Below are 19747 nucleotides of genomic sequence, written 5' to 3'. Positions count from 1 at the left end.
TAGCGATGCATTTCACCACTAACATCAATATTTTTTACAACATCTAATTTATAGGCTTTTAGCCCACAGTTGAAATCATGAAGTTTAACGCCCGATGTTCTTCTTGCTGCCCAATTAAAAAGTTTTGAAGGTAGATTTTTAAAAACAACAGAATCAAATCTCTTTTTTTTCCATCCTGATACTAAATCTAAATCTTGATTTATAATCATATTATAGAGTTCAGGAATTTCATCTGGATTATCTTGTAAATCTGCATCCATTGTAATAACGACATTACCCTGGGCTTTTTCAAAACCAGCATGAAGTGCTTGAGATTTTCCAAAGTTTTTTAAAAATTGTATGCCTTTAACATTGTTATCTTTAGATGATAGTTCCGATATTACATTCCATGATTCATCTGTACTACCATCATCAACAAATATGATTTCATATGAAAAATGATTGGATTGCATAACTTTTGCAATCCAATCATATAATTCTTTTAAAGATTCTTGTTCGTTAAGTAGTGGTATGACTACAGATATATTCATTTACTATTCTTCTCTTTTCATTATCAACCCACCAATAAGTGAGTAAATTAGACCAAATATAGCACTTAGAGCAATAAATATGGTTGATCCAACAAATGGATTGGTAAATATTTCTCTAATAGAAGCAGACTGTTCAATCATTTCTTCAGTTAAAGCGCCACTTTCTAATTGCCTATCCATTTCAGCTTGCATTACTTGTTGCGTAAATTCAGAATCAATCACATAGTTAAATAGCAAATTATAAACAGCAAATACTAACGCGCTTATAACAGCTACAACAAGACCAACTTTTATAGCCTCTCCAACGGTTAATAAATTACCTTGTCCTTTTTTAAATTGATTAATTGCATAAATAACAACAACTGGAAATATAATGTAGAAAATATACATTGGCCATTGTTTTCCTTCTAATTGCATGCCAGTGACATACATCATTACTGATATTACAATAAGAATTAACCCCAATATAATTCCGTAATTTTTAGCAAATTTACCAGGTGAAAGTTTTGGTGATTCCATTTTTTTTGGTTTTAAAATTAGTTGTTTAGTTAGTAAACAAAGATATGAAAACGTTACATAATGACATGAAATAAAAAATATTAAAAATTATTGTCAATTTGAAAAAATAGCTTAAATTTGCACTTCCAAAATTGAAATGAATAAAAGCGTAAAGCGATGAAAAAAGGTATACATCCAGAAAATTATAGAATGGTAGCATTTAAAGACATGTCTAATGATGATGTGTTTTTAACGAAGTCTACAGCAAATACTAATGAAACTTTAGAAGTTGATGGTGTTGAATATCCTGTTGTTAAAATGGAGATTTCAAGAACGTCTCACCCGTATTACACAGGTAAATCTAAATTAGTTGATACAGCTGGTCGTATAGATAAGTTTAAAAATAAATACGCTAAGTTTAAAAAATAAACGCAACATATAATTATAGTATATATTTAAAGTCTTTCTAATATGGAAAGACTTTTTTTATTTTATACAATTAACGTACTTTTATGGTATAATAACGAATGCTTTGAGTACAATAAGATAAAATCTTTAATTTTAGCATTTAACTTGTAAGCCTCATGAACTATATTCTTTTTGACGGTCCGTTTCGTAATAATTTATTGCCTTTTACTTATACACGTCCTGTGGCAGATATTAGAGTTGGAATTTTAACGATTCGCGAAAAATGGGAAGCTTATCTAGACTCAACTACTACCTCAGTTACAGAAGACTATTTGTCTAATAAGTATCCAATGGTTGAAATGGAATCCAACATTATGATAAATGCATCATATCTTCCAAATTTAGAATTGGTGGAAATGGTAAAAAGTTTAGAAAAAAATCAGGCCATTTTTAAGGGTGAAGATGTAATTGCATTCTATACTAATGATACCCAAGAGAATATAGATTTTGGAAGATATGAAGCTTTTGAGTTTAATGATGATATTCTAAAAATAGAACATACTTGGGATATATTTTCTAAAAATGCTGAAGCTTTACAAGAAGATTTTAATCTTATAACAAAAGATAGAAAGTCGCAGCCTATACCTGCTAGTAACAATGTTATTTCAGCAGAAAATATATTTTTAGAAGAAGGAGCACAGTTAGAGTTCGCTACCTTAAATGCATCTAACGGTCCCATTTATATTGGAAAGGATTCATTGATAATGGAAGGTGCTCTAATTCGTGGTCCATTAGCTTTATGTGAAGGCGCTATTATAAAACTTGGAGCCAAGATTTATGGAGCTACAACCATTGGTCCTTATTGTAAAATTGGAGGCGAAGTGAATAACTCTGTTTTATTCGCATATTCAAATAAAGGGCATGACGGATTTTTAGGAAATTCTGTTTTAGGAGAATGGTGCAATTTAGGGGCAGACACCAATAATTCAAATCTAAAAAACAATTATACGGAGGTTAGATTATGGGATTACCAAACAGAAAGTTTTGCTAAAACAGGGTTGCAATTTTGTGGTCTCATGATGGGTGATCATAGTAAAACAGGAATTAATACTATGCTAAATACAGGAACAGTTGTAGGTGTTAGTGCCAATATTTTTGGAAGTGGTTTTCCTAGAAATTTTATTCCTAGTTATACATGGGGAGGTCATGCAGGGTATACAACGTTTTTAACATCAAAAGCCTTTGAAGTAGCTGAGGTTGTATTGTCAAGAAGAGATATGAAATTTACAGAGGAAGATAAAGCTATTATGGAACATATCTTTGAACAAACAAAGAAGTATAGAAAAGAGTAAATAACTTTTTTGTAACTTTAATTTAAGTTTTATTAATGTTATGAGAATTTTTTTATGTGTTTTTTATTGTTTTCTCGGTCTAATTTCATTTTCACAATCAGAACAATTTATTGTCAAAAATATAAGATTAAATGATGATAAACCTCACTTTGGTTTATCAACTTCACAAGAAAATCGCGTTTTATTTACATCCTATATGTTGAATAAAAAAGGTAAGGTGAAAATCTATTTAGGAAATGGTATTCTAATAATTTACAAAGGAAATAAAACAGAAACAGGCGATATTAAAAATATCGAACCTTTGTTAATTGATTCAAAAGAAGATATATCACACATTACTAGCGCTTACCTGACTTCTGATGGAAACACATTGTATGTAACCACCAATTATACTAATAGGAAGAATAGACCTAAAGAAGATTTTAAAGAAACTAATTTTCATATAGAAAAAGCCGAATATGTTAATGGTATTGGTTGGACTAACTTTACAGTGCTGACATTTTGTAAACCACGGTACTCATATGCTCATGCGACGGTAAGTCCAGATGGAAAAACCTTATATTTTACTGCTAATATTAGGGGAGGAAAAAATTCGGCAAAAGGAACTTCTGACATTTTTCAAGTTGAAATTTTTGAAGACGGGGTCTATGGTGAGCCAATAAATTTAGGATATAAAGTTAATTCTTATAGTGCAGAAATGTTTCCATTTATGAGTAGTGATAATACCTTGTATTTTTCTTCAAACAGACCGAATGGTATAGGTAAATTTGATATCTACAAAAGTGTCATGAATGAAGAAGGTGTTTTTGAAAAAGCACAAGTTTTACCAGAACCTATAAACAGTAAAGAAGACGATTTTTGCTTTACCATTGATGTCAATAGTAAATCAGGTTATTTTTCTTCTAAAAGATCTGAAGGCAAAGGTGATGATGATATTTATTATTTTACTCGAGTTGAATAAAACGCCACTTACCATTTCGTTTAAAACGTTCTTTTTTTATTACATTTGCACGATTTATGGGCGAAATGACTACTAGAAAAAAAGTTGCTTTTTACACCTTAGGTTGTAAACTTAATTTCTCTGAAACTTCAACAATAGCAAGAAGTTTCACTGAGAAAGGATTTGATCGTGTAGATTTTTCAGAACGAGCAGATATGTATGTGATTAACACATGCTCTGTTACTGAAAATGCAGATAAGCGCTTTAAAACAATCGTAAAACAGGCTCAAAAAGTAAACCCAGAAGCTTTTATTACAGCCATAGGATGTTATGCCCAATTAAAACCAGAAGAATTAGCTGATGTTAATGGCGTAGATTTGGTGCTTGGTGCTACCGAAAAATTTAAGATTACAGATTATTTAAACGATTTATCTAAGAATGATTTTGGAGAAGTGCATTCTTGTGAAATTGAAGAAGCCGATTTTTATGTAGGTTCTTATTCAATAGGAGATAGAACCCGTGCCTTTTTAAAAGTGCAGGATGGTTGCGATTATAAGTGCACCTATTGTACTATCCCGCTAGCAAGAGGAATTTCTAGGAGTGATACTATGGCAAATGTGTTGAAAAATGCCAAAGAAATTGCTAAGCAAAATATTAAGGAAATTGTTTTAACAGGTGTTAATATTGGTGATTATGGCAAAGGTGAATTTGGAAATAAAAAACACGAACATACCTTCTTAGATTTAGTAACCGAATTAGATAAAGTTGAAGGTATTGTGCGTTTGCGTATTTCATCAATAGAACCTAATCTTTTGAAAAATGAAACGATTGATTTAGTTTCTGAATCTCGTGCTTTTGTACCCCATTTTCATATTCCGTTACAATCTGGAAATAACGAGATTTTAAAAAACATGAAACGACGTTATGTACGTGAACTTTATGTAGATCGTGTTTCTAAAATTAAAGAAGTGATGCCTCATGCCTGCATTGGTGTTGATGTAATTGTTGGTTTTCCTGGAGAAACAGACCACTACTTTTTAGAAACCTATAATTTTTTAAATGAATTAGATATTTCATATTTACATGTGTTTACTTATTCAGAAAGAGATAACACAGAGGCTGCTGAAATGGGAAATATTGTGCCAAATAATGTAAGAAGCAAACGTAGTAAAATGCTTAGAGGTTTATCTGTTAAAAAACGTCGTGCCTTTTATGAAAGCCAAATTGGAAGTAAAAGAACGGTTCTGTTTGAAGGTGAAAATAAAGAAGGCTATATACATGGTTTTACTGAAAATTATGTAAAAGTTAAAACCCCATGGAATCCCGAACTAGTCAATACATTGCATGATATTGAACTTACTGAAATTGATGATGATGGTTTGGTAAGGTTTGAATTTACTGAAGTTTTTTCAAAATAAAATAGTATTTTCATTCAAATGAACTTTGATTTAAACGATTTATATGTTTTTTTTTAGTTACTTAAGTAATCTTATTATCTAATTTTGGATTAATTCTTCGAGATCCCAAATCATGAAAAGAATCCTTTTTATTTTATTACTTTCATTATTATCACTGTCCTGTACAGATAAAATTTATGAATTAGCATCAGTTGAAGGTATATGGAGCCTTACGGGTTATAATGTTGAAGAAGCATTTGATATTAATAATGATGGAATAAAAAGCATTAATCTTTTGGAAGAAATTGAATGTGCTAATAATGAAATTCTAATTTTTGAATGAAATGGAGTTATGTCTTCAAATTCAACATTCAATCAGAGTATTATTATTGCTTTGATTAATGGAACTACATATGATTATATGTTTAATGTACAATGCGATTTAGAAGGTGTTGTTGGTTTTGCTTCTAGTTATTCCCAAAATGATGATATCGTTAGGTATAACAATCATATTGCCACAATAATAGATAATCAACTATATATTGTATTTAAAGATGCTATGGAAATTTTCAATATGGATATACGGAAGTGTTAGAAGCTCAAGATTTAACATTAGTATATTCAAAGCAGCAATAATGTTGATAGTTAGTAATAAAAGAGCCCAAAAATACTGTTTTTGGGCTCTTTTATTACTATCTTTTTAAAGAATTATATTCTTAAGCCAACTGGCAACATTCGTTTATACTTTCTGTTTCTTCTTACAAATTTAGCTATGTCTGGACTTGTAGGTACGATACTTAGGTTGCGCCCATCAATTTGATCAAAAACAGCAGCTAAGAATTCTGTTTTAAAGTTTTCATCTTTAACGCTATCTGGAATAATTAGTTTCGTTAAAAATATCTTCCGATCTTGTAATGAATATTCGATCTTTGCTAATTGATCATCAATTTTAATTTCATACTGACGTAAAAAATCATTGTCTACTAATTCTGCAGCATCTATCATTGTAAAAAGTTTTATTTCAAAAGAAACTAAATAGTGAGGACTATTTTATATAGTTTTGTAATGCAAATTTACGAAAAAAATAGTTAACATAGTTGTAATTTAAGGTTAAAACCTTATGAATCAAGATTTAATACATGTATATTTTATGCCAGGAATGGCAGCAAGCTCCAAAATATTTGAATACATAGTATTACCTGATAACCAGTTTAAAATTCATTATTTAGAATGGATGTTACCTGTTAATAATGAATCGCTTAGTAATTATGCTTTACGTATGGTCAGCGAAGTTAAGCATGAAAACTGTGTATTGATTGGTGTTTCATTTGGTGGTGTTTTAGTCCAAGAAATGAGTAAACTCGTGCATTTTAGAAAAATAATTATTATTTCCAGTATTAAATCAGTAAATGAATTGCCAAATAAAATGCAACTTGCTAAAGTTACTAAAGCTTATAAACTATTGCCTACGCAGTTAGTTAGTAATTTTGACTTTTTAGCCAATTATGTTTTAGGTGATAACATGCCTAAACGTTTAGAATTGTATAAAAAATATCTTTCGGTTATTGATGGGAAATATTTAAATTGGGCAATTGAAAATATGGTTTGTTGGAACCAACAAGAGCCAATTAATAACATTATTCATATTCATGGAGATAAAGACACCGTATTTCCTATAAAAAATATTAAAGATTGCATAACCATTAAAAACGGAACGCATATAATGATTATAAATAAGTATAAATGGTTTAATGAGCAATTACCAAAACTTATTGTAGATTAAATTGAAATGGAATGATTAATTTTTTAATTTTATAAAAAATAGAAAAATGAAAAATATATTAGCAGTTATAGGATTATTTGGTCTTTGTGGACTGTTTATTTATGCCATACAAGATGCTCAAACAGATGAGAATTTTGAGAAAAAATTAATAAATGATTACAATGTATATGCACTGCAAGTGCCAGACAATCTAGATTTCGCAGGTGAACCATTACCACTTAAGGATCCGGACGTTTACGAGCGTATAGATAGAGAACTATTAGTTAATACCTATTGGCAATCCAATGGATTATTAATGTTTAAACGTGCTAAAAAATATTTTCCAATCATTGAACCTATTTTGAGGCAAAAAGGTATTCCTGATGATTTTAAATATTTAGCAGTGATAGAAAGCGGTTTAACCAATGCGGTATCTCCGGCTGGTGCGCGAGGTGTTTGGCAAATTATGCCAGCAACGGGGAGAGAAAATGGTTTGGAAGTTAATGACAATGTAGATGAACGTTATAATCTTGAAAAGGCAACCGAAGTTGCTTGCGAATATCTTTTAAATTCAAAAGAAAAGTTAGGTTCCTGGACCTTGGCTGCTGCAGCTTATAATGCTGGAGACACAGGTGTTTCTAGGCGTTTAGAAGAACAAAATGTGAGCGATTATTATGATTTATTGCTAGGAGAAGAAACTGGCAGGTATCTGTTTAGAATTGTTGCATTAAAGGAGATATTAATGCATCCAGATGTTTATGGTTTTAATTTTAGAGATAAAGATTTGTATTCAATTGTGCCTACTTATAAGGTTGAAGTAGATACAGCTGTTTCAGATTTTACAAAATTTGCCGAAAATTTTGGTATTAATTACAAAATATTAAAGGTTCATAATCCTTGGTTACGTGAGTCATATCTTAACAATAAGTCAAAAAAGAAATATTTGATTGATATTCCTGAAAAAGGGTATTATAATGTTCAGTAATTAATATTCAACTATCTTTTTTGGAGTAATAATTTTGGTTTAATGACGGTTTTTAAATCTAAGATATCATATGGTTTATTGTCATTGATAATTTTATTATTTGTATCGATAATTGTCTTTGGAATATTAAATAGCAGATCTTTTGAAGCCACTCTGATTCCTAGTGGAATCCTTATTTTAACCGCTTTTATTATGATATATCTATTTCTTAGTACGAGATATATTATAGAAGGTGAAATTTTAAAAATACGGAGCGGATTTATTTTCAAAAAGGATTTAGAAATTAAAAAAATGTATCTATATCAAAAACCAATACTATAATATCTTCACCAGCAGCTTCTTTTGATAGAATTGAATTAAAATACGGAAAATTTGTTCAGTAGTTATTTCTCCAAAAGATAAAATATCTTTTATCGACCATATGATTAAAATAAACCCCAGTATAAATATTCAAATTAAAAACTAATTATCCTCTCTTTTTTTGTGCTCTTATGGAACCACCTGTGCCGTAATGCTGATTTGGCATTTGTGCACGTTTCATATTATCTTTCATCATTTTAATTTGCTCGGTAAGCATGCCTTGTTTATCAAGTTTTTGAGCTTCAGTAAGTAATTTTTGAGCTTCCTGCTTTCTTCGTTTAGAAAATGCGATACCAGATAAATTCAACTTGGCCATAGCTAAATCGTGGTTCATAGATAGGCCTAAGGAAATAGCTTTTTTAAAATATTTTTCGGCTTCATTCATGTTACTTTGAGACACCATAATGCCATGTAAATAGTTATAATAACCTTGTTGTTTTTTAACGAGTGCAGATTCAGGGTTTTTAATTTTATTTAACCATTTTGTAGCACCAGGAAAATCTTGTTTTCTTAATCTTAAAAATGCCAATAGGATAAATTCATTCTTAAAATATAAAAATACAAATACTGAAGCTAAAAGTATCAGCATGATACCATTGCCAATATTGTTCTCAGTAAATTGATAAATAGCATAGGCTAGAATGCCTGCTGCAATAATAAGTTTTATAATTTTATTGTACATTTCTGTTATAAATATGGTGTGTTAAACACTTTTTGATAGTTAATACGTGTTTGTATTGTCTTTTGATTGCAAAGAAACTAAATTTTTATTAAAAGTACGTAATTCAATATTAACAAAAGAACCGATGTTTGCTTTGTTATTTTATACTTTTATAAGTTACATTTTAAAATATAAATTTTTTAAAAATATTTTTAATAGAACGTTTGTCAAAGTAAAAACTCTTTGTATATTTGCGCTCGGTTTTGGGGTAAGCCAAAAATTTTAATAAGATATTCAATTTTCAGATTTAAAGATACTAGATAATGAGTAAAAGAACGTTTCAGCCATCAAAAAGAAAGAGAAGAAACAAACATGGTTTCAGAGAAAGAATGGCGTCTGCTAATGGTAGAAAAGTATTAGCTCGTAGAAGAGCAAAAGGAAGAAAAAAAATATCTGTATCTACTGAAGCTAGACATAAGAAATAATGATTAACAATTGTTGATAATTTAAAGGTGTTACTTAAGTGTAACGCCTTTTTTTGTATCTACTGATTACTATTTTTGTAATGAATTAAAATCCAACATATAACTAAAAGAAAATGCCGAAAAATTCAAAACTTAAATCTATTTTAATTATTGGTTCTGGTCCTATTGTTATTGGGCAAGCTTGCGAATTTGATTACTCTGGTTCACAGGCTTTGAGATCGTTAAGTGAGGATGGGATAAAAACTATTTTGATAAATTCTAACCCAGCAACTATTATGACAGATCCTTCTATGGCTGATCATATATACTTACTCCCTTTAACAACAAAATCGTTAATTAAAATTTTAAAAGAGCATCCTGAAATTGATGCAGTTTTACCGACTATGGGAGGTCAGACAGCCTTAAATTTATGTATTGAGGCTGATGAAAAAGGTATTTGGAAAGATTTTAATGTTGAATTGATTGGAGTCGATATTAACGCTATTAATATTACAGAAGATAGAGAAAAGTTTAGAGAATTAATGGGAAAGATTGGTGTTGATATGGCACCACAAGCGACGGCAACTTCCTTTTTAAAAGGGAAAGAAATTGCACAAGAGTTTGGTTTTCCGTTATGTATTAGAGCTTCTTATACTTTAGGAGGTGCCGGAGCAGCAATTGTTCATGATGAAGCAGACTACGATAAGTTGTTGCGTTTAGGATTAGAAGTATCACCAATACACGAGGTGATGATTGACAAAGCAATGATAGGGTGGAAGGAGTATGAATTAGAATTACTTCGTGATAGAAATGACAATGTTGTCATTATTTGTTCTATAGAAAACATGGATCCAATGGGGATTCACACGGGCGATTCAATTACTGTAGCTCCAGCAATGACACTAAGTGATAGGACATATCAAAGAATGCGTGATATGGCTATAAAAATGATGCGTAGTATAGGTGATTTTGAAGGTGGTTGTAATGTGCAGTTTGCAGTTAGTCCAGATGAAAATGAGGATATTATAGCCATTGAAATTAATCCTCGTGTGTCGCGTTCTTCTGCTTTAGCGAGTAAGGCCACAGGTTATCCCATTGCTAAAATAGCAACAAAGCTTGCAATTGGTTATACATTAGATGAATTGGATAATCAAATAACTAAATCAACTTCTGCATTATTCGAACCAACTTTAGATTATGTAATTGTGAAAATTCCTCGTTGGAACTTTGATAAGTTTGAAGGTTCAGATAGAACTTTAGGATTACAAATGAAAGCGGTTGGAGAAGTCATGGGAATAGGCCGTTCTTTCCAGGAGGCTTTGCATAAAGCCACACAATCTTTAGAGATTAAAAGAAATGGATTAGGAGCCGATGGAAAGGGGTATACAGATTATAATCAGATTATTGATAAATTAACAAATGCCAGTTGGGATCGTGTTTTTGCAATTTACGATGCTATAGAAATAGGAATACCACTAAGTCAAATTTATGATATTACAAAGATTGATATGTGGTATCTTAAACAATATGAAGAGTTATTTCAACTTCAAAAGGAGATATCAAATTATTCGATTGAAACTATAGAAAGAGATTTGTTGCTTGAAGCAAAACAAAAAGGATATGGAGACCGCCAGATAGCTCATATGTTAGGCTGTTTAGAGAGTCAGGTTTATAATAAAAGAGAAGAACTTAATATTCAACGTGTATTTAAATTAGTTGACACTTGCGCTGCTGAATTTGAAGCAAAAACTCCGTATTACTACTCTACGTTTGAAAATGATATGGAAACTGTAGATGGGAAACGTTTTGCTCACAACGAGAGCATTGTAACCGGTAAAAAGAAAATAGTGGTTCTGGGTTCAGGTCCCAATAGAATAGGACAAGGTATTGAGTTTGATTATTGTTGTGTTCATGGTGTTTTAGCCGCTGCAGAATGTGGTTATGAAACCATCATGATTAATTGTAATCCAGAAACGGTTTCAACCGATTTTGATACGGCTGATAAATTATATTTTGAACCTGTATTTTGGGAACATATTTATGATATTATTAAGCATGAAAAACCTGAAGGTGTTATTGTACAGCTTGGTGGGCAAACTGCTTTAAAATTAGCGGAAAAACTAACAAAATATGGTATTAAAATCATAGGCACCAGTTTTGAATCACTAGATTTAGCTGAAGATAGAGGAAGTTTTTCTACTTTACTAAAAGAAAACAATATACCATATCCGGATTTTGGGGTTGCTGAAAATGCTGATGAAGCTTTAGCGTTAGCTGAAGAATTAGATTTTCCAATTTTGGTGAGGCCATCTTATGTTTTAGGAGGTCAAGGCATGAAAATAGTTATAAACAAAGAGGAGTTGGTTGAGCATGTTGTGAGTTTGCTGCGTAAGATTCCTAACAATAAATTATTGCTTGATCATTATTTAGATGGCGCAATTGAAGCGGAGGCAGATGCTATTTGTGATGCTGATGGGAATGTTTATATTATAGGGATTATGGAGCATATAGAGCCATGCGGTGTGCACTCTGGAGATTCTAACGCTACCTTGCCAGCGTTTAATTTAGGGGATTTGGTTATGCAGCAAATAATTGACCATACACATACTATTGCAAGAGCCTTGAATACTGTTGGCTTAATTAATATTCAATTTGCCATTAAAGAAGACATTGTATATATTATTGAAGCGAATCCAAGAGCTTCAAGAACGGTACCATTTATATCAAAAGCCTACAAAGAACCATATGTAAATTATGCTACTAAAGTAATGTTAGGAGCTAATAAGGTAACCGATTTTAATTTTAATCCACAGTTAGAAGGGTATGCCATTAAACAACCGGTATTCTCTTTTAATAAATTTCCGAATGTAGATAAGAGATTAGGTCCAGAAATGAAAAGTACCGGAGAAAGCATCTTATTTATAGATAGTTTAAAAGATGATGAATTTTATGATTTATACTCAAGAAGAAAGATGTATTTAAGTAAATAAGATTTTTCTATAAGATAATATTCAAAGTGCTAGATATGTTTGGTTTTCCAATATCTAGTGCTTTTTTTGTTGGAAAAATGTTAAATAATTAAAGAATGTTAAATTATTTTTTACTTTTAGGATTAAAAGGTTGCTAATCCTAGGTATGAAAAATTTTTATATATTTTCAAACTATTCTAAGTTTAGATTATGTTTAATTTTGTCCACAATATGTTTAGCCCAAAATGTATGGACACAAAATGATGTTTTTGATATTTTTAGAAAGGGAACAGTAAACGAATTGAAATTACTTTTTAAAGAGAATCCCGAAATTATTAATTTACCAAATGACGTTGGTTACACTCCATTGGTTTTGGCTTGTTATAATGGCAATCAAGAAGTGGTAAAGTTTTTAATAGATAAAGTTGATGATATTAATGGGTTATCCAATTATGGTACACCTTTAATGGCAGCAGTATTTAAAGGTTATTCAGGAATTGTTCGTATTTTAATAGAAAACGGTGTAGATGTCAACATCCCTGATACAAAAGGCACTACAGCAGCGCATTATGCGGTAATGTTTAGGAATTATGATTTGATTGAACAACTAGTGAAAGCAAATGCCGATTTTGAATTTAAAAATAATTTAGATAAATCTGCTCGCGATTATGCACAGATGTATAATGATAATAAGATTAATGAAATATTAACCAATAAATAAATAAACTATGAAGAAAATTACTTTTTTATTACTTTTTTTAATGATAAACCTAGTTATGGCACAAAATTGGACGACTGGAACAGTAGCTTTGGATACTGATTATACGGTTCAATTTGATGTTAATGCAGGAACGAATATAGTAACGATGACCTTAATTGGTCCTGATAATGTTTGGCTAGGTGTTGCTCCTGGAGTTTCCACAGGATCTGCAATGGGAAATTTAGGTGATGATGCTATAATTTACAGTTCACTTGGTCTGCAAGACCGAAATATGCCAGCAGGTACTGGAACACCTAATCTAGATAGTAGTCAAGATTGGAATGTAAGTAGTAATACCACAAATAGTGGTCAACGTACATTAGTAGCTACACGAGCGAGAAATACAGGAGACTCTAATGACTATGTGTTTCCTACAACTGCGCAGACCATACCAATTTTATGGGCTTTAGGCAGTAGTAGTACTTTAGCCTACCATGCAAGTCGTGGTGGAGTGGTAGCGAATCTTACACTAGGTGCGGATGATTTCCAATTAGCTGCCAATGATGTCATTGTTTATCCAAATCCGGGTACAATAGAAATGAATATAAAGGTTCCAAATAGAGCAATTTCAGATCTAAATATATCAGTTTTTGATGTATTAGGCAAAAGGGTATTTTCGGAAAGAGTAAGTTCCTTGTTAACTACTGTAAATACCTCTAACTGGAAAAGTGGGGTCTTCTTTGTTCGATTAGCTTCAAATGACAATACCTTCTCATTAACGAAACGTTATTTGAAGTATTAATTAAAAGGCTTAAATAAAAAAACCTTTAAACAACTATATCTAAAGGTTTTTTTATTTTAAAAGATAACTACTTCTTTTTTAAATTATAATGATAAGTAACACGAACTTTTTTAGATAATTTATTGCTAACAACTTTTGGTATTTCAATATCAAAATCAGATACATCTACAAAGAATCTTCCTGTTAGAGAAATCATATTGTTTTTCAAAGATATTGCAATATTTTCATTTACAATTTCTTTAGACTTACCATGAAAAGTGAGTACGCCGTTAAAGGAATAATTAGTCTTTAATTTCTTCAAGTTTGCAAATTCAAAATTATTAATTATCCCTTTAAAAGTGGCTTTTGGAAATTCATCAGATTCAGCATAGTTTTCATTAAAATGCTCTTCCATAAGGGCGTTTTTAAAGCGAAATCCCTTTATTAAAATTAGTGCGGCAAATTCGCCATTTGTTGAATTTAAAATAGCAGTAGTAGACTCGTTTTTTGCTTTAACCTCCTCAAAAGAAGGGACTGAAGCTTCAAATTCTGTGATGCCTGTTTTGGTAATAAATTTAACTTGTGAATAAGTAGATGAGAACCAAAAAAGCAAGATTAACAAAGCAAATATTTTTTTCATCATTTTTTTCATTTTAACTTTTATATCTATAATATATCATTAGTTTTCAAGCAGTCCATCTTCTTGCCATTGCTTTACTAGATCAATCAAATTTTGAGGTAATCTTGGGCCGCCTAATGGCATTGCACCAGATTCTCCTGTTTGAGCCGATATGCGATTAATTAAGTTATTGTTAGCTATGCCATCAACTACATTTTGATAGGTAATCAAACTTGTAGAGGCTCCATTTACAGGAGGACTGTTATGACAAAACACACAGTTGTTATCAATGATTGGTTTTATATTGTCATTATAATTGATGAGTACTGGCTGTTCAATTTCTGAATTTATTAAATCATCTTCACTGGCGTATTCACATCCAATGATTAAAAGAAATACAAAATAAAAAATAAAAGGTATCTTTTTCATAAGTAATTTGTTGTTTATAGTAACTTCATGTTAAAAGTTTCTACTTAAATTAAATCCAAAATAAATATCTCCTTCTCCCCAATTACCAGTGGCTTGACCTAAAAACCCGTTAGTATTCATTGCTTGAGCATTACTGAAATGCATTTGAAATACATGTCCTCCAGTTTCTAAATCGAACCCAATAGACAAGGGATTTCTAAATACAGAATTACTCGCCCTGTTTAAATGCCAGCCATAATCTGCATTAAACGACCATCTTTTACCTAGTTTATAACGGCCACCTAAGCCAAGGTCAAATTGTGAGTTATGTTGCTCATTATTGGTAACATAGTTATCATGGAAAAATGTAGGAGCTATTTCTAAGGATAAATTTTTATTAATTTTTCTAGCGATTAAAAGTTGCAATGTATAACCCAAACGATGCTTAAATTCTAATTTTGGTAAGTTATCTTTTTTAAGGGCTGTATTAACCAGAATCGAGTTATAACTGACAATTGTAAAAGGGAATCCATTAATTTTTTGACCAATAATACGATACTTTAAGGCCGATTCATATATTTTTTGATAGGAACTTCTTGATATACTTATATTTAAATTTTCAGTAAGACCGTAGATGAAATTCAATCTTGTAACCGCATCGTCTAAACCAAAAAAATTATCGAATCCATTAGCGATACTGCCAAATCGGTGCGCTACCACAAATGTAAATGCTTTTTTAGAAACAAGTTTAGTCGATTCAAAATTTACAATTTTTAAACCTTTAAAAGTAGCTGTTGCATAATAAGTGTCTGTTGAATCTGAATCTATTTCATCTAATAAATCATTTTGAGAACATAATAAATGCGGTAGAATAAATAAAACAAGTAATATATTTTTCATTTTTAAGTTAGTGGTATTAATTTATTTTTTTCATTTAGAGGTGATAACCATACATTGATCAAATTTTAATTCCTCTAGAAGATCGTCGTATCCAATAAAACGACCTTTAATACTTATTTCGATATTTGTTTTAAGTTTTGAAGGAACTAGTTCACTAAATTGACAAAATATGTTGTCATTTAAAGAAATACTTTTTTCACTTTGATTCGTAACAATCCCTTTCACTTCAATCGTTTTATTTAAATATTTTGTTTCATTTACTTGAGAGTTCATAAAAAATTCTTTTATTATTATATCCGCGTCCATCGTAAATTCTGCCTTTTCTTTCTCTATATCTCTATGGTCTTGATAAACATAGCTATAGACCAACACAATAATGAGTAATATTCCCAATAATACTATGTATTTTTTCATAACGATATTAAGTTATATTAATAACTATAAATGATACTATTAGTAAAAATATTGTGAAGATCAGTCATGTAATCACATAACTGATTTCATTTTCTTTTTCAAAAGGAAAAATAAAATAGCTTTTTTTATTTATAAATCAAGTGTTAAACACTTGATTTATAGTTACGAAGATAATAAATTAATTAAATATTTTAAGATTGAAATTAAAAGTCGCTTAATTTATTTTATTTTTAGATTTCTATCAGTGCATTATACTTCTTAAGTATATCTAAATGATCCTCGATTTTAAATTCTGAAGAATTAAAAGTACTCACTCTTTTTTTTGCTTGTTCCTGACGCCTTATACTGCGAGCAAAACGTCGAATATCGTCTTTGGTTTTTAATATGAGTCCAGGAACGGGTACATTGTTTCCATCTTCATCTTTAGCTACCATCGTAAAGTAAGATGAATTACAGTGCTTTGTATAACCAGTTCGGATATTTTCCGATTCAACGCGCACACCAATAACCATAGAAGTCCTTCCAGTAAAATTAACTGAAGCTTTAAGTGTTACAAGTTCGCCAACTTCAATGGGATTTAAAAAATCTACTTTGTTTACAGATGCGGTTACGCAATAATGCCTTGAGTGTTTAGAAGCACATGCAAAGGCTATCTGGTCCATAAGGCCTAATATGTAGCCACCATGTATTTTACCACTAAAATTAGTATTGGATGGCAACATTAATTGGGTTAAGGTTATTTGAGATTCTTCAATAGTTTTAAACATAGTTTTAAATTAATGAGTTGAAGATGATTCCGGTTATGATAGCAATACCGAAACTAATGAGCGTGCCAATTAAAATATACTCGGTAAGTTGACGGTCTTTAGATTCTTTTAAGTCACCAAATCTGAATACCGATTTAGCTGTTATAAGAAATCCTACAGCTTCCCAATGGTTTAAAATAACAAAAACAAACACTAAACAGCGCTCTAAGATGCCAATATATTTACCAGCATCTTCAAGAGATTCATCGTGTTTTGTTAATTTAGAAATATTCCATTTTGAAAAAATAGTCTTCATTATGATAGACGTTGGAATCGTTAAAAATAATATACAAACTATAAGTAACAAGCTTTCTTCTGTTATTACATTTTCAATATGAAATGGGTTTTTAGTAAATACATAATAACAGATAATAATGACTAAAAGATGCAGTAGTTGGTCAATAAAGAAGAACAGACGCTTCGTTTTTTTCTTTTGAATAATGAGTTTTATCCCATCAATTATAAAATGAGAACTTCCTATTATTATTATGATGGGCCATTTTGATGTATCCCAAAGCAGAATAAAGGTGACAATAATATGGATCCAAATATGTAGATATAGTTTTGATGATTTTAACTTTTTCTTTTCCTTATGGGTAACCCATTTTTTAGGTTGGAGAAAAAAATCACCAATTAAGTGCGCTATTAATAGTTTTGTGAGAAGAATCATAGTTTAGCTATTTTTTGTCTATACATAAGATCAAGTTCTAAAATTTCATCTAAATGAGCCCGTTTTTGTCTTGTGCTTATTGCATTTTGATTTATACCTACAATTTTTCCTAAGTCACTTTGTAACGCATCAGGGTTTTCAATATTTAATTTAACTATTTCGGCAGAATTAACAGTCCAACTGTCCATGGGTATCAAGGCTAACTTAAAATATAAGTTAAGTTCTTTATCAAACTCCTCATTTTTGGTTTTAATACGTAAATTTTGTTTTTCCCTTTTTAGCGATTCTAAAGTTTCACCAGAAAAAATAAAGGCCTCGCCATTAGATTCTGTTACATCCTTGCCTTCATAAGTTTTATCGCCAATACCAATAGCTAAACGCACATCTAAACCTTTAATCATTTTTATGCAAGCTTTTATGTATATAGCTGCAGTAAAACTTGAAAAAATATCTCTTATTTCTATTTGAAAACTATCACCACGGTATATTTCCCAGTATTTTTTGTTAGTACTTAAACTGGATAATGTGTCTTTAAGTATCTCTATCCAAACCTCTGGGTTTATATGTGTTCTTGATTTAATAATATCGCCAGTTATAACACTTGTCATTGAATATTAATTTAGTATCTCTTAATTATGTGATAAACAAATATATCATTTAATTATGTGATAAACAAATATATCGCTTTTTTAAGTGATATTAATTGATAGATTAATCTTCTTCAGCACGTTTTAAAAGTTTTTCATTTTGCTGTTTGCTGGCTTTGGCACCTAAAGCTTTTAGGTTTTCTACACGCTTAATAAGATTTCCTTTTCCTGTAAGTTTAACCATGGCACTTTCATAAGATTTTTGAACGGTACCAATTTGGTTGCCCACTTTTATTAATTCTTCTGTAAGATTAACAAAGGAGTCATACAGTCGTCCTGCCTGTGTAGCTATTTCAATGGCATTCTCCTTTTGCTTTTCGTTTTGCCACATACTATCAATAGTCTTAAGAACTGCTAATAATGTAGTTGGTGTGACTATAATGATGTTTTTTTCAAAGGCTTCGGAATATAAATTGGGATATTCCATGGAAGCTATGGCAAAGGCCGATTCAATCGGGATAAATAATAAAACAAAATCAGGACTATCCATTTGGTATAATTGATGATAGTTTTTTTCGCCCAACTCGCTCACGCGTTTTTTTACAGACAGCACATGGTTTTTTAGGTGTGATGGTTTTTCTGCATCATCAATTTCATTAATATATCTTTCATAAGCAACAAGAGATACCTTGGAGTCAACAATCAATTTTTTATCACCAGGAAGATGAATGATAACATCGGGCATGACGCGCTTTCCTTCATCTGTAGTAAAACTTTGTTGCACAAAATACTCGCTATCTTTTTGTAAACCACTACGCTCCAAAACCCGCTCTAAAACTAATTCCCCCCAATTTCCTTGCATTTTAGTGTCACCTTTAAGGGCTTTCGTTAAATTTGTGGTTTCTTTACTCATTTGTTCGTTAAGCTCTTTCAGTCCTATAATCTGTCTTCGTAAATCGGCACTTCGTGTAATATCTTCTTTATTGGTTTCCTCAACGCGTTTTTCAAAATGTTGAATTTTTTCTTGAAGTGGTTTTAAAATGGAGTCGAGGTTTTCTTTATTCTGAATAGTGAATTTACTTGATTTTTCATCTAAAATCCTATTAGCAAGATTTTCAAACTCTTTGGTAAATTTTTCTTGAAGTTTTTCTACTTCAGCCTTTTGCTCTTCATTTTTTTGTTTCAAATTATCAAAATCGGCATTCTTTCTTGCTAATTCAGAACTTAATAATTCTTTTTCACGCCTTATGGCCTCTCTTTCTAATTCAACCTTATTTAAATGTTGTTTCAGCTCTTCAATGTTTGATGTCATTTGGTTCTGACGCTCTTCTAAAGTGCTTTGTTCGCTTTTGTTTTTAAGTTTGGTAAATATGATGCCTATATAGGTGCCAAGGCCAGCAGCAATAAGAATGGCTATAATTAAAATAAGACTGTCGTTCATTTATAAAAAAGATATTTATCAAATATAAATGTTTTAGACTGAAGTTAGAAGCGGTAAGACTTAAGATTTGGAGAAAAGTATACTTTTATAGAATT

Annotated in this window: 25 protein-coding genes; 13 read left to right on the top strand and 12 right to left on the bottom strand. The window is 30.7% G+C overall.

Annotation, left to right across the window (positions count from 1 at the left end):
- Nucleotides 1-530, bottom strand: a 530-nt coding sequence (locus AC15TD_RS03625) for a glycosyltransferase family 2 protein (protein WP_484450775.1), incomplete at its 3' end; no start/stop codon positions are given.
- 3 nt (nucleotides 531-533) lie between these two features.
- Nucleotides 534-1049: a DUF4199 domain-containing protein gene (locus AC15TD_RS03620; protein ID WP_484450774.1), complete on the bottom strand. Its 516-nt coding sequence runs from the start codon at nucleotides 1047-1049 to the stop codon at nucleotides 534-536.
- 156 nt (nucleotides 1050-1205) lie between these two features.
- Between AC15TD_RS03620 and AC15TD_RS03615 the strand changes: the two genes are divergently transcribed.
- The 6 genes from AC15TD_RS03615 (at nucleotide 1206) to AC15TD_RS03590 (ending at nucleotide 5720) form a co-directional block, all read left to right on the top strand.
- On the top strand, nucleotides 1206-1457 hold the full coding sequence (locus tag AC15TD_RS03615; RefSeq protein WP_484450773.1) for a type B 50S ribosomal protein L31: 252 nt from the start codon (nucleotides 1206-1208) through the stop codon (nucleotides 1455-1457).
- Nucleotides 1458-1612: 155 nt separating this feature from the next.
- The gene (locus tag AC15TD_RS03610) at nucleotides 1613-2788 is read left to right on the top strand and encodes a GlmU family protein (RefSeq protein WP_484450772.1); all 1176 of its coding nucleotides are present in this window, start codon (nucleotides 1613-1615) and stop codon (nucleotides 2786-2788) included.
- Between the two features lie 217 nt (nucleotides 2789-3005).
- The gene (locus AC15TD_RS03605) at nucleotides 3006-3749 is read left to right on the top strand and encodes a TolB family protein (RefSeq protein ID WP_484450771.1); all 744 of its coding nucleotides are present in this window, start codon (nucleotides 3006-3008) and stop codon (nucleotides 3747-3749) included.
- Between the two features lie 65 nt (nucleotides 3750-3814).
- Nucleotides 3815-5146, top strand: a complete 1332-nt coding sequence (gene mtaB, locus AC15TD_RS03600; protein ID WP_484450770.1) for a tRNA (N(6)-L-threonylcarbamoyladenosine(37)-C(2))-methylthiotransferase MtaB — start codon at nucleotides 3815-3817, stop codon at nucleotides 5144-5146.
- 112 nt (nucleotides 5147-5258) lie between these two features.
- On the top strand, nucleotides 5259-5468 hold the full coding sequence (locus AC15TD_RS03595; protein ID WP_484450769.1) for a hypothetical protein: 210 nt from the start codon (nucleotides 5259-5261) through the stop codon (nucleotides 5466-5468).
- Between the two features lie 9 nt (nucleotides 5469-5477).
- Nucleotides 5478-5720, top strand: coding sequence for a hypothetical protein (locus tag AC15TD_RS03590; protein WP_484450768.1), 243 nt, complete (start codon nucleotides 5478-5480; stop codon nucleotides 5718-5720).
- A 113-nt stretch (nucleotides 5721-5833) separates the two neighbouring features.
- Here the strand turns inward: AC15TD_RS03590 and AC15TD_RS03585 are convergent, their stop codons facing one another.
- Entirely contained in the window at nucleotides 5834-6130 is a 297-nt protein-coding gene (locus AC15TD_RS03585; protein ID WP_484450767.1) for an N-acetyltransferase, read from the bottom strand.
- Between the two features lie 115 nt (nucleotides 6131-6245).
- On the opposite strand from AC15TD_RS03585, the gene AC15TD_RS03580 reads away from it, so the two are divergent.
- The 3 genes from AC15TD_RS03580 (at nucleotide 6246) to AC15TD_RS03570 (ending at nucleotide 8255) form a co-directional block, all read left to right on the top strand.
- Nucleotides 6246-6908, top strand: coding sequence for a YqiA/YcfP family alpha/beta fold hydrolase (locus AC15TD_RS03580; RefSeq protein ID WP_484450766.1), 663 nt, complete (start codon nucleotides 6246-6248; stop codon nucleotides 6906-6908).
- A 46-nt stretch (nucleotides 6909-6954) separates the two neighbouring features.
- A complete protein-coding gene (locus tag AC15TD_RS03575) occupies nucleotides 6955-7872 on the top strand; it encodes a lytic transglycosylase domain-containing protein (RefSeq protein ID WP_484450765.1) in 918 nt (305 codons plus the stop codon).
- Nucleotides 7873-8171: 299 nt separating this feature from the next.
- Nucleotides 8172-8255, top strand: a complete 84-nt coding sequence (locus AC15TD_RS03570) for a hypothetical protein (RefSeq protein ID WP_484450779.1) — start codon at nucleotides 8172-8174, stop codon at nucleotides 8253-8255.
- A gap of 83 nt (nucleotides 8256-8338) precedes the next feature.
- Here the strand turns inward: AC15TD_RS03570 and AC15TD_RS03565 are convergent, their stop codons facing one another.
- Nucleotides 8339-8914 (bottom strand): DUF2892 domain-containing protein, encoded by a 576-nt coding sequence (locus AC15TD_RS03565; RefSeq protein WP_484450764.1) that lies wholly within the window; start codon nucleotides 8912-8914, stop codon nucleotides 8339-8341.
- A gap of 302 nt (nucleotides 8915-9216) precedes the next feature.
- Here AC15TD_RS03565 and rpmH point away from each other — a divergent pair, with 302 nt between their 5' ends.
- The 4 genes from rpmH to AC15TD_RS03545 all read left to right on the top strand — a co-directional run bounded on the left by rpmH (nucleotide 9217) and on the right by AC15TD_RS03545 (nucleotide 13828).
- A complete protein-coding gene (gene rpmH / locus AC15TD_RS03560) occupies nucleotides 9217-9378 on the top strand; it encodes a 50S ribosomal protein L34 (RefSeq protein ID WP_484450763.1) in 162 nt (53 codons plus the stop codon).
- Between the two features lie 113 nt (nucleotides 9379-9491).
- Nucleotides 9492-12347, top strand: coding sequence for a carbamoyl-phosphate synthase large subunit (gene carB, locus AC15TD_RS03555; RefSeq protein ID WP_484450762.1), 2856 nt, complete (start codon nucleotides 9492-9494; stop codon nucleotides 12345-12347).
- Nucleotides 12348-12546: 199 nt separating this feature from the next.
- Nucleotides 12547-13047, top strand: a complete 501-nt coding sequence (locus AC15TD_RS03550; protein WP_484450761.1) for an ankyrin repeat domain-containing protein — start codon at nucleotides 12547-12549, stop codon at nucleotides 13045-13047.
- Nucleotides 13048-13054: 7 nt separating this feature from the next.
- A complete protein-coding gene (locus tag AC15TD_RS03545; RefSeq protein ID WP_484450760.1) occupies nucleotides 13055-13828 on the top strand; it encodes a T9SS type A sorting domain-containing protein in 774 nt (257 codons plus the stop codon).
- A gap of 67 nt (nucleotides 13829-13895) precedes the next feature.
- On the opposite strand, the gene AC15TD_RS03540 is transcribed toward AC15TD_RS03545, so the two are convergent.
- From AC15TD_RS03540 to AC15TD_RS03505, 8 genes are all read right to left on the bottom strand, one after another.
- Complete coding sequence (locus AC15TD_RS03540; protein WP_484450759.1) at nucleotides 13896-14450, bottom strand: YceI family protein; 555 nt, start codon at nucleotides 14448-14450, stop codon at nucleotides 13896-13898.
- Between the two features lie 36 nt (nucleotides 14451-14486).
- Nucleotides 14487-14855, bottom strand: coding sequence for a hypothetical protein (locus tag AC15TD_RS03535; RefSeq protein ID WP_484450758.1), 369 nt, complete (start codon nucleotides 14853-14855; stop codon nucleotides 14487-14489).
- Between the two features lie 30 nt (nucleotides 14856-14885).
- Complete coding sequence (locus AC15TD_RS03530; RefSeq protein ID WP_484450757.1) at nucleotides 14886-15734, bottom strand: DUF5777 family beta-barrel protein; 849 nt, start codon at nucleotides 15732-15734, stop codon at nucleotides 14886-14888.
- 30 nt (nucleotides 15735-15764) lie between these two features.
- The gene (locus tag AC15TD_RS03525; protein WP_484450756.1) at nucleotides 15765-16148 is read right to left on the bottom strand and encodes an OB-fold protein; all 384 of its coding nucleotides are present in this window, start codon (nucleotides 16146-16148) and stop codon (nucleotides 15765-15767) included.
- Nucleotides 16149-16378: 230 nt separating this feature from the next.
- A complete protein-coding gene (locus tag AC15TD_RS03520) occupies nucleotides 16379-16915 on the bottom strand; it encodes an acyl-CoA thioesterase (protein ID WP_484450755.1) in 537 nt (178 codons plus the stop codon).
- A gap of 4 nt (nucleotides 16916-16919) precedes the next feature.
- Nucleotides 16920-17624 carry a DUF3307 domain-containing protein gene (locus tag AC15TD_RS03515; protein ID WP_484450754.1) on the bottom strand — a complete coding sequence of 235 codons (705 nt, stop codon included), beginning with the start codon at nucleotides 17622-17624 and terminating at the stop codon, nucleotides 16920-16922.
- Nucleotides 17621-18232 carry an HMG-box domain-containing protein gene (locus AC15TD_RS03510; RefSeq protein ID WP_484450753.1) on the bottom strand — a complete coding sequence of 204 codons (612 nt, stop codon included), beginning with the start codon at nucleotides 18230-18232 and terminating at the stop codon, nucleotides 17621-17623. The genes AC15TD_RS03515 and AC15TD_RS03510 overlap by 4 nt, the downstream gene beginning before the upstream one ends.
- Before the next feature lie 103 nt (nucleotides 18233-18335).
- The gene (locus AC15TD_RS03505; protein WP_484450752.1) at nucleotides 18336-19652 is read right to left on the bottom strand and encodes a DNA recombination protein RmuC; all 1317 of its coding nucleotides are present in this window, start codon (nucleotides 19650-19652) and stop codon (nucleotides 18336-18338) included.
- Nucleotides 19653-19747: the final 95 nt, after the last annotated feature.

The organism is Yeosuana sp., from assembly GCF_057126245.1.
Note: the sequence above shows the minus strand (reverse complement) of the source record. Positions and strands in the feature narration are given on the sequence as shown.